We start from the raw sequence: 10,199 nt of genomic DNA on the forward strand, positions 1-10,199 counted from the left end.
AACACCACCGGCAGCAAGGCCGGGAACCCCGTCATGCCCACCGACCGAACCCAGACCTAGATCAGAACGACCCCGCCCCATCAAACACAACCGGTGGATCGAGGCTTAGGCCCCGCGGGCGGTCAGAAACTGCTGCAGCGCGGCGAGGTCGTCGGTGTTGATGTGGTCCACGCCGGCGTCGAAGAGTTCGTTCCAGACGGCGTCGCGTGCGGTGCCGGGCATGTCCGGGGTGGCCCAGAAGCGGACGCGGTGGCCGTTGGCGTGCGCGTCGGCCACGTAGGCGCGCAGTTTGGCGCGCTCGGCCTCCGGCATGGGACCGACGCCCTGCCAGGTGAAGAGCTTGGTCCAGTTGTCGCTGACCAGCGGCATCAGGCCGGCAGGCTTTCCGGAGGTGAGGTCTGCGGAGCGGCCATCGTAGAAGCCGAAGCGCGTCTCCTGCGCCTGCATGGTGGCCAGCGGGCGGTTTCCGCTGATGACCGCGGTGACCGGGCCGGTCTTGGTGTTGCCGTGGCTGTAGCGGCTCATGATGTCCCGGTGCTCGGCCAGTTCCTGCTCGATTGCGGCGTAGGTGGATTCGCCGTCGCTCTTGATGTCGATCAGAAGCTGCAGGCTGCCATCCCACTTCGGGTAGACGCTGTGGCCCTGGCCGCGGACCAGGTCCTGGAGCGGATCGAGGTAGAGGCTCTCGAGCGTAACGCCGGACTGGACACCCTCCCGGTCGTGGGCCACCAGCAGCTCGCCGTCCACCAGCCACACGTCCGCTTCCACGCTGGTGAAGCCATGCTCCAGCGCATCGAACAAGGGGCGGTCATGCTCATAGTCGTTGTGCGCGTGCGCCTGGGCGAGCGGCTGGCCTACGACGACGGGAGCCGGCCTGGTTGCCTCCGCCGGGGCAGGGGCTGCTGCTGTCCCGGCCAGGGAGGCAAGGACGGCGACGGCGGCAAGGGTGCTTTTCACGAACACGGAGTACTCCTTGAAGGCAGTGGATTCTCCGCCCGGGCACATGGGGACGTGCCGGGCAAAAGGGGGCGAGAAAAGACTGCTGGTCGCGGGAGAACGCTGGAGGGCGTGTTGGTGGCTGGCTGGTGAACTGGGAAGGACCATTGGCGTGCAGGGCTGTGGGAGGACCGGCCAGTGTGGTTCCCGGAGTCAGCCTTCCGGGATCTGTCTGATGCCTTCCGTGTCCTGTGGGCCGTTGCGGCTTCAATGGCGCTGGAACCGGACGAAAAATGCTCCAGTGGTCGAAACCAGCATCGGCCCCCGGGGATAAAAGTAAGCGCGTACTTGCTGGAAAGCGTCGTCGTAGAAGCGTCCGCGGAATTGGGCACTGAGGTGCCCCAGACAGTCCGCGGACCTCAGCTGGCGACCGTGACTCGGTCATCGAAGGGACAGGAACCGCGCCCATTGCTTTCCGCGTCGACGTCACCACTGGCCCAATTGCCGAGGCCATCCGAATTCATTGGCAGCTCAGCGCCCAGGAATGAACCTGCCAAGCGGACGACGGCGGGCCCCCGCCGTCGTCCTCTTCCGTCCTTCCTGTGTCCACGGTCAGCCGGTGCCTGGCCTCTACGCAGAATCGGCTGTTCAGATAATTACTTCAGGCCAAAGATTCGCTTCAGTTGGATCAGCCACTCTGGGCCCTCGCTACGTTTGTCCAGTACGTTCTGGACGCGGCGGACGCCAGCACCGCCGGGACCACTCATGGGTGGAGCACTGGCAGGAGCAGGACGATCCGATGTCTCACCTGTGGCATCCGGCGCGGTGTCAGGAAGGAACGTTGCCACGACAGGCACGGAAGGCAAGACTGCCCTGTTGACGCTCGCGCTGCCTAGGAGCTGAACGAATTCCTGCTCCCCCAGCACAGTGATCTGTTGGCCGAGAGCAATGTAGTCGAGCGCCTTACGTTCCTTGCCGGAAGCACCCAAGTCTTTGGCCGATGCCGAGTGCGTAGAATCCGATCGCCCTAAGACGACGAACGTTGTCTTTTTGGTGACTCCCTGGCGGTTGGTCGCTCCGCAGTCTGCAACCGCGGCCATGGCGTCTAGCCTTGAGAAATTCTGCAGCTCGCCCGTGAAGCAGAATGTGTGACCAAAAAAGGGATGATCCGGGTCGGCGGATGCATTGGCTTGAGGCAGGTCAGCCAGGCGGAGGCTCCGCTCGGTGGTGTAGTTAATTTGCCCACCGACAGGCGTTCGCTGCCTAGCCGAACCTGAAGCCTTGGCTCGTTTCGCGCCGGTCGGGGCCGTCCACATTTCAGCGACGGACTGGAGCTGTCGCATACGGGCTATGGCAAGCACCACGCTGGCGCAGGCGATCGCGTCCGCACCGGCCTCATGGTGTTCAAAAGGCGGTAAGTCCAAATGTTCAGCGACGTCGTTCAACTTGTGACGCGGGAGATCCAAGTGCCCTCGGGCGAGATCCAGTGCGCAATAGAACTCGTGCTGTGGCAGGTCAATTCCCGTCGCGTGAGAAGCGGCTCGCATGACGCTCGCATCGAACCTGGCGTTGTACGCCACGAACTGCCCTCCACCGGCGAACCCGAAGATGCGTGCGAGTGACTCTTCCCAATCACGTGCGGTCACAACGTCCTGCGCACGGATGCCATGGATGCCGATATTCCGGGGCTCAAAGTGATCGATTCCGCTCGGAGGCTTGATCAGCCAAGACGCTCGTTCGACGATCTCTCCACTTACAACCCTTGCCAGGCCGACTGCACAGACCGAACCGCGCTGACTGTTGGCCGTCTCAAAATCGATGGCAGTGAAGCTCATTTCACGCACGGATATCCCCCATTTCCGATTTCGAACTTGGTTTCAAGTTTCTCGTCGTGCTCTGCCACTCGCGCTGGCGGAGTCTGCGTCGCACCGACATCTACCGCGCGCCAACGAGCTGGCCCGTCTCGCGCAGGTCCTTAGACGCTGTGTATTCCTCGGCCGGCGCATTCTCCTGGTATTCGACGAGCTCGACGTGATGTTCTACGAGGGCTTCCTTAACTGCAAGGGGGGTCGCGTAGAAGTACTCGCGGCGCAAGTTGACCAGGTTCACCCGCTGGCCAGCGAAGTGCTGGTGGAGCATGGTTTCAATGCCCACCGCGTCCTTGGAGAAGAACAGTGCATGCACGTCGAAGAGGAACGGGACGGAGGCGTCCCCCAGTTCCCTCACACGTTCCATGGGGTTGAGACGACGCGTCATGCCGATCTTCACTACCCCATCGCCGAACGCCCCGAGGTTGGAGATAACGTACACGTACCCGGCCCGGGTGTTCAGTGCGTTGTCCTCGGCGTCGGCGAGCTTCGCTTCCGCCTCGTCCAACTGCTCCTGGACGCGTTGGACGCCTTCAACGTCTCCGGCGGCCTGCAGTTGGAGAAGCACGTTGGCGTAGTGATCGACTTCCTTCTTCTGCTTGGCCTTCAGCGCTTCCCATTCGCGCTGGGCCTTGACCGCCTCACGCGCTTCGGCCCGAGCTTCCGCCTCTAGTTGCTTCTGGATAGCGACGGCTTCCAGGTGCCGGGCAGCCAGTTCGAGCTCCTTCTCACGCAATCCGTGGAAGGCGCTGGTGATCTGGAGGCCGATCATGGTTCCGCGCTTGGCGATCTGCTCTCGTGCCTTCTCGAGACGGGCCGCGGCCGTGTGCAGGTTTCCGGCTTTCACCGTCTTGACGCAGTTCTCGGCCTCCGCGTTGTAGGCACGCAGCAGAAGCGCTGAAAGGTCGCGGACGAACTTGGAACCTTCCTTGGTGGAACCGTTGAAGGTGAATCCGGAGACGGTGGTGACCGCGCTCTTCTCACGCAGCTTGTCCTTGATGCGGGCCCGGACAGCTGCCAGTTCGTCGGCGAGCTTCACGGAGGTCTCCGCGGGATGCTCATAGTCATAGAATCCGATGTTGTGCCGGTCAGCGACCTGCCGGACGTCAAGGACCTCGCCCCGGACAGCGTTGAGCTCGGCGTCGGCCGCCGCCAGCTCCCCTTCCGCGGCAGCAATCCTGCGGGTCAGATCGGCAACGTGGCGCTCCTTGGCCAAGGTATCCATGACGCCGAGCCTTTGTAGGTCGGCAAGCATCTGCACATTCGCCAGGTACACCTCGTCCGCGTACACCTTCAGCCCCTTGGCTGGCAGAGGCGGGGCGCCCAGACTGGTCCGGTAGGTGTTTTCAGCACTGACCCCGAAGCCTTCAGCGGGAGCTCCGAAGGACTTCTTGTACTGCTTCAGAACGTCGAGCAAGACCCACAGAACACCACCCGCCAGGATGAGGCTGGCCGGGAATGCCTCTGTCGGAAGGATGGCTATGAGGAAGAGGCCCGTGCACGCCAACGCGATATGCCTAGCAAAGCCGGTAGGCTTCTTCTTCGGTTCCTCCGGCTCCTGGGCAGGGTTGGATGACAAGTCAGACATGGTTCCCCCATTGGTCAAGTAATTGTTCTCGTACGCTAGCAGCACCTGCCGACAGAAACTCCTCGCGGTGCTTTACCGCTGGCTCCGGCCCGATTAGCACGGCGACGTGTAGCGCGTCTATTTAGCCCATTCGTCGTCATAAGGGCGGCCGCGGAAGTGGGCGCGGAGGTACTCCCCCACCACGGCGGCTCCCAGATCCCCTGACTCAGGGGCAACAACGCGGCCGTCGATCCGCCGGGCCATCCGGGCGACGAACCGTTCCAGGCCGGGGTCATTGCCCAGCCGGAAGAACGTGGCCTGCGTGCCGGAACGCCCCAGCCGGTCCAGCTCCGCCACCGTGACGCGGATGGTCTCCGCGTCCGGCGGGTACGAGAACCACGACTCGCCGTCGGCCAGCAGGTGCGCGGTGGGTTCGCCGTCGGTCACCACCAGCAGGACCGGCTGCATGGACGGGTGCTGGCGGAAGAACCGGCCGGCCAGCAGCAGCCCGTGGTGCAGGTTGGTGCCCTGTTCCCGCAGGGCCGGCAGGGCCGTGAGCTCGCCGATGTCCATGGTCTGCGCGTAGCGGCCGAAGCTAATCAGCTGCAGCCGGTCGCCGCGGAACCGGGTGGAAACGAGGTGGTGCAGGGCAAGCGCGGTGCGTTTCATCGGCACCCAGCGGCCCTCCGCGGCCATCGAAAAAGACACGTCCACCAGCAGCGCGACGGCGGCCTGCGTGCGCGCCTCCGTCTCGGTCACCTCGATGTCGTCCATGGCCAGCCGCAGTCCGTGGCGCGGGTCGCCGCCGTCGGCGATGGTGCGGCGGATCGCGTTGGTGATGGTCCGGGTGACGTCCCACGGTTCGGCGTCGCCGAACTCCCACGGCCGGCTGGAGCCGGTCTGCTCCCCCGCCGCCCCGGAAACACGCGTGTCCCGGCGCCCCTGCCGGCCGGAGAGCTGCTTGGCGGTGTCCCGCAGCAGCGATCTGCCGAGCCGCCGCATGGCCTGCGGGGAGAGCTTCAGGTCTCCGTCGGCGCCGCGCTGCAGGAAACCGCCGTCGTGCATGGCCCGCTCGATCTCCGCCAACGTGCGGGCCGACACCGCCGCGTCCTGCCCCAGCTGGCGGGCGAGGGCGTCCAGGTCCAGGTCGTCCAGTCGGGAGCCGTTGTAGGACTGCGAGAGCTGTTCTGCCAGTTCGTCGAGCTCAGCGATGTCCTGCAGCACGCCGGTGCCGTCGCCGAGGCCCAGCCCCTCCTCCCCCTCGAAGCGTTCGGAGCCGGACCAGTCCTCACCGGGGCGCAGCGCCTGCAGGTTGGCATCGAGTTGGCCCAGCTGTGCCATAAGCTCCGGCGAGCCGAAGGCCTGGGCGGAGAGCCGCATCAGCTCCTCGCGCTGCTCGGCGGACATGGACTGCATCAGCCGCTGAGCAGCGGCGGCACGCTGGGCCAAGGCGTCGATCAGCTCTTCCACGGACTTCGGATTCTCCGGGAAGTACTGGCCGTGTTTGGCCATGAAGTCGTGGAAGTCCGCGTCCGTGTCCTCGCCGCGTCGGTGTTTGTCGAGCAGTTCGTTGAGGTCCGCCAGCATCTCGGCGACGGCCGCGCGGTCCTCCTCGGTGGCGCCCTCGAGCGCCTGCTTCATCCCGGCGAACCGCTGGTCCAGGATCTCGCGTCCCAGCAGGTCCTTGATCCGCTCGTAGGCCTCGCGGGCGGTACTGGACTGCCAGTCGTAGGAGGCGAGCTCGTTGACCGCCGCCGCCGTGGATTTAGGCAGGTTCTGCAGCTGCATCTCGCGGAAGGCACGGTCCGTGTCGTCCATTCGGACGTCGCGGGCCAGCTGTTTGCGCTCCTCCAGCACCGCGGTCTCCAGCAGTTTCTGCACCTCCTTGAGGGTGCCGTCCAGCTTGTGTTGGCCCAGCAGGTCTTGGCGCCGCTGCTGGACGCGGCCGGCTAGGTCGTCCAGGCCTTCCCGGTTCCGGCCGCCGCGGCGCAGGTACTCCTGCAGGGCGTGCCGGGGCGAGTAGCCGGCCATCACGTCCTCGGCGACGGCGTCCAGCGCCTCCGCCAGGTCCACCGGCGGCGCGAGCGGATCGGGCCCGCCCGCGTAGCGGCTGTACCGGGACCGGTGGTGAGCGGTCATGGGCCCTCCTTAGCCGTAACGGCGCCTAACCGTAGACGGTCGCCTCGTCGTCGGAGTCCTTGGAGATCCGCCGGGCGAGGTAGAGGCCTTCAAGGGCAAGTTCGACGGCGGCGGCGCGCTGCCCGTCGTTTTCCGCGCCGAGGCGGTCCCCGATGTCGTCGTAGAGGCTGGATCCGTTGAGCGATGGGAGGTTGTCCAGGAACTCCCGCGCGGTGACAAGTTCACCGGTGGTCACCGTGGTGTGGCCGTCGAGGGCGGCCACGAGGTCGCCCATGTCGAGGCCGTGGAAGTGCGCCCGGACGGCTTCGGCGGTGGCCATCCGCAGCAGGTGGTCCAGGATGTCCTGTTCCCGGCCTTCCTCGCCGGATTCGAACTCGATCTTCCCGGCGAGGACTTCCACGGCGGCGTCGAGGTCGATGATCCGGGCGACGGCTTCGTCCTCGCCGCGCACGCTGGCCCGGCGCAGGGCGGCCGCGGCGACGGTTTCGGCGCCGGCGATGGCGAACCGGGCGGACACCCCGGAGGTCTGGTTGATGGCCGGGGACTGCCGCAGCGCCCGGGTGTAGCGGGCCAGGATCTCGAGGATGACGGGCGGGACGCCGGCCACCAGATGCCCCTCCTGCCGGATGACGGCCACCTCGTCGTCGAGCTCGATCGGGTAGTGCGTGCGGATCTCGGCGCCGAAGCGGTCACGCAGCGGGGTGATGATCCGGCCGCGGTTGGTGTAGTCCTCCGGGTTGGCGGACGCGACCACCAGGACGTCCAGCGGCAGCCGCAGTACGTAGCCGCGGATCTGGATGTCGCGTTCCTCCATCACGTTGAGCATGGAGACCTGGATCCGCTCGGCGAGGTCGGGGAGCTCGTTGATGGCGATGATGCCGCGGTTGGAGCGCGGGACCAGGCCGTAGTGGATGGTTTCCGGGTCGCCCAGGCGGCGGCCCTCGGCCACCCGCATGGGGTCGACGTCGCCGATCAGGTCCGCGACGGAGGTGTCCGGCGTCGCGAGCTTCTCGACGTACCGTTCCGAGCGGTGCCGCCACGCCACCCGCAGCCGGTCCCCCTCGGTGAGGGCGAGGGCGCGGGAGTGCTCGGTGAGGGGTTCGTAGGGGTGTTCGTTCAGTTCCGAGTCCTCGATCACCGGCGACCACTCGTCCAGCAGCCCGGCCAGGGTCCGAAGCAGCCGGGTCTTGCCCTGGCCGCGTTCGCCGAGCAGGACGACGTCGTGTCCGGCGAGCAGGGCGCGTTCCAGCTGGGGCAGGACGGTGCGGCTAAAGCCGTACATCCCGGGCCAGGGGTCGCGGCCGGCGGCGAGCGCGGCGAGCAGGTTGTCGCGGATTTCGCGGCGCAGGTCCTTGTGGACGTGGCCGGAGGCACGCAGTTCACCAACAGTGAAGACTTCGGGGCGATCACTCACTCCTCCACCGTAGACCTGCACCCGGCCGGGAATCGAGGGATTTCTGGAGATTCCTCCGCACTGGGCCCCGGTGCGGCTTACGCTGGATACTGATGACTGCAGCAACGTCCGGACCTCCGGCGGAGCCCTCTCGGCAGGGCACGCTCCTGCTTCTGGTGCGCCACGGAGAGACCCCGACGACGGGCATGGTGCTGCCCGGCCGGGCGCCGGGACTGCACCTCTCCGACCGCGGCCGGGAGCAGGCCGAGCGGATCGCGGACCGGCTCGCCGGGCTGCCGGTGGACGCCCTCTATTCCTCGCCCTTGGAGCGCGCCTGCGAGACGGCGGAGCCGACGGCGGCTCGCACGGGTCTGGCGGTGAAGCACGACGACGGCCTGCTGGAGTGCGATTTCGGCGGCTGGACCGGCTCCGCGATCGCGGACCTGGCGGCCCTGCCGGAGTGGCAGACCGTGCAGCACAGCCCGTCACAGTTCCGTTTCCCGGACGGCGAGAGCTTCCAGGAGATGCAGGCGAGAATTGTCGGAGCGATGGAGGCGCTGTGCGCAGCCCACTTTGGGGGTGTGGTGGTTTGCTTCTCCCACGCCGATCCCATCAAGGCCGCCGTCGCCCACGCCTTGGGTACGCCGCTGGATTTGTTCCAGCGGATCATGATCAGCCCGGGCTCGGTGTCGGCCATCTCGTTCGTGGAGGGCCAGGACCCCGCGGTGCACATGGTGAATTCGACGTCGGAACCGCTCAGCGGGCTGCGGGCATCGTGAACCGGAGTTGCTGGTGTCCGGCCGGGAGCTGACCCTGCTGACGGAGGGCAGCATTGAGCTGCTTGGCCTCATCCCGCGCAGCAGCAACCAGACGTTCCTCGTCCAGGTCACCTGCGGCGAGGACGAGGGGTACGCGGTTTACAAGCCGCAGGCCGGCGAACGCCCGCTATCCGACTTCGAGCCCGGGCTGTACCGGCGGGAACGCGCGGCCTACCTGCTCAGCGAGTCTCTGGGGTGGGGCTTCGTGCCCCCGACGGTGATTCGCGATGGCGCCCCCTTGGGGATCGGTTCGCTTCAGTGGTTTATCGAGTGCAACTTCCAGGAGCATTACTTCACGCTGTACGAGGACGCCCACGAGACGCGCCCTGACCTAGCGCGGATCGCCGTGTTCGACTATGTCGCCAACAACACGGACCGCAAAAGCGGGCATGTGCTGCGTGGCGACGACGGACGGATCTGGGGCGTCGACCATGGGCTGTGCTTCTCGGCAAGCTTCAAGCTGCGCACCGTGATCTGGGATTTCGCCGGTAAACCTATCCCCGATGCCCTGCTCGAGGACATCGCCCCGCTCGCAGAGGCCGCTCCTCCCGAAGTGGCCGAACTCCTCGACGACGACGAGGTCGCCGCCCTGCAGCACCGCGTCCGGCGCCTACTTGCAGCAGGGGTTCTGCCGATCGACCGCACCGGCATGCGCTACCCGTGGCCACTGGTTTAGTGCTCGTCACTCCGCCTGTTCGCCGGTCTTGGACGCGCTTGCTCTATCGGTGGGCCACCTCGTCATCTTTCGTTCGGGCGCAGCGGGTTCCGCCTCTTTCATGCACGGTGAGACGGCTGGCTGTCGGGCGGACTGCGCCTCAGGTCGACGGCCGAGTCTTGTCAGCACCTCCCCCATGACCGCGGGCACAAGGCCACAAGGCGGGAGTCGTTGAGTTCGCCCGTGCAGTAGTTATGTCACCCAGTTCCAGACCGGTCGCCGCCGTTCCGCCAGCACGGCGCGGCCGCCGGGGACCGCAGTCTGATCCCCCAAGTGCCTGTCATGGTGCTCCAGATGTAGCGGCCGGCCGAACATGTCGAGCCTTGCGGGAGATGTTGGCCACCAAGGTCTTCTTTGCCCGGGTGATATGTGCCTCAACTTTCGGCGTCGGAACTAGGAACGCGGGCCTCACAGGGTCAAATCGGCCCGGGATAACTGACGAAGTTTCGATCGCTCGTTTCACGCCTGTGGAGGTGAGGCCTCTTGCTGAGGCGCGGACGCGAAGCCCCTACCCCTGGGGTTTCGGCGCGCTTCAAAACGCCGCCCTTTTCTGACCTCTCTCTTCGGCACGATCGGTTACCAGGAGTCGTCTGCACGGGACCCTACGCAACTCCCAACTAAAATGAATCCTTGGCGCCCGGGACACCGGGCTCTAAGCCTCGATCCACCGGTTGTGTTTGATGGGGCGGGGTCGTTCTGATCTAGGTCTGGGTTCGGTCGGTGGGCATGACGGGGTTCCCGGCCTTGCTGCCGGTGGTGTTCC

The 10,199-nt window shown here is 66.2% G+C and carries 7 protein-coding genes; 2 read left to right on the forward strand and 5 right to left on the reverse strand.

The features are described from left to right. Positions 1-105: 105 nt before the first annotated feature. The 5 genes from ACZY0Y_RS18890 to ACZY0Y_RS18910 all read right to left on the reverse strand — a co-directional run bounded on the left by ACZY0Y_RS18890 (position 106) and on the right by ACZY0Y_RS18910 (position 7,924). Positions 106-963 (reverse strand): phosphatidylinositol-specific phospholipase C/glycerophosphodiester phosphodiesterase family protein, encoded by an 858-nt coding sequence (locus ACZY0Y_RS18890; protein ID WP_463959769.1) that lies wholly within the window; start codon positions 961-963, stop codon positions 106-108. Positions 964-1,592: 629 nt separating this feature from the next. Further along, positions 1,593-2,771: an exonuclease domain-containing protein gene (locus ACZY0Y_RS18895; protein WP_463885891.1), complete on the reverse strand. Its 1,179-nt coding sequence runs from the start codon at positions 2,769-2,771 to the stop codon at positions 1,593-1,595. A 100-nt stretch (positions 2,772-2,871) separates the two neighbouring features. Continuing rightward, positions 2,872-4,392: an SNIPE associated domain-containing protein gene (locus tag ACZY0Y_RS18900; RefSeq protein ID WP_463885881.1), complete on the reverse strand. Its 1,521-nt coding sequence runs from the start codon at positions 4,390-4,392 to the stop codon at positions 2,872-2,874. A gap of 117 nt (positions 4,393-4,509) precedes the next feature. Beyond that, entirely contained in the window at positions 4,510-6,510 is a 2,001-nt protein-coding gene (locus ACZY0Y_RS18905) for a vWA domain-containing protein (RefSeq protein WP_463959771.1), read from the reverse strand. 25 nt (positions 6,511-6,535) lie between these two features. After that, positions 6,536-7,924, reverse strand: a complete 1,389-nt coding sequence (locus ACZY0Y_RS18910; RefSeq protein WP_463959773.1) for a sigma 54-interacting transcriptional regulator — start codon at positions 7,922-7,924, stop codon at positions 6,536-6,538. 92 nt (positions 7,925-8,016) lie between these two features. Here ACZY0Y_RS18910 and ACZY0Y_RS18915 point away from each other — a divergent pair, with 92 nt between their 5' ends. Together ACZY0Y_RS18915 and ACZY0Y_RS18920 are read left to right on the forward strand one after the other, a co-directional pair. Continuing rightward, positions 8,017-8,682, forward strand: coding sequence for an MSMEG_4193 family putative phosphomutase (locus tag ACZY0Y_RS18915; RefSeq protein WP_463959775.1), 666 nt, complete (start codon positions 8,017-8,019; stop codon positions 8,680-8,682). Between the two features lie 13 nt (positions 8,683-8,695). Then, complete coding sequence (locus tag ACZY0Y_RS18920; protein WP_463959776.1) at positions 8,696-9,397, forward strand: SCO1664 family protein; 702 nt, start codon at positions 8,696-8,698, stop codon at positions 9,395-9,397. Positions 9,398-10,199 lie beyond the last annotated feature (802 nt).

The organism is Pseudarthrobacter kochi, from assembly GCF_055412805.1.

Excerpts from the sequence above, each read along its gene's own strand:
- ACZY0Y_RS18905 (WP_463959771.1), bottom strand. The coding sequence starts at position 6,510 with ATGACCGCTCACCACCGGTCCCGGTACAGCCGCTACGCGGGCGGGCCC.
- ACZY0Y_RS18900 (WP_463885881.1), bottom strand. The coding sequence starts at position 4,392 with ATGTCTGACTTGTCATCCAACCCTGCCCAGGAGCCGGAGGAACCGAAG.
- ACZY0Y_RS18895 (WP_463885891.1), bottom strand. The coding sequence starts at position 2,771 with ATGAGCTTCACTGCCATCGATTTTGAGACGGCCAACAGTCAGCGCGGT.
- ACZY0Y_RS18915 (WP_463959775.1), top strand. The coding sequence starts at position 8,017 with ATGACTGCAGCAACGTCCGGACCTCCGGCGGAGCCCTCTCGGCAGGGC.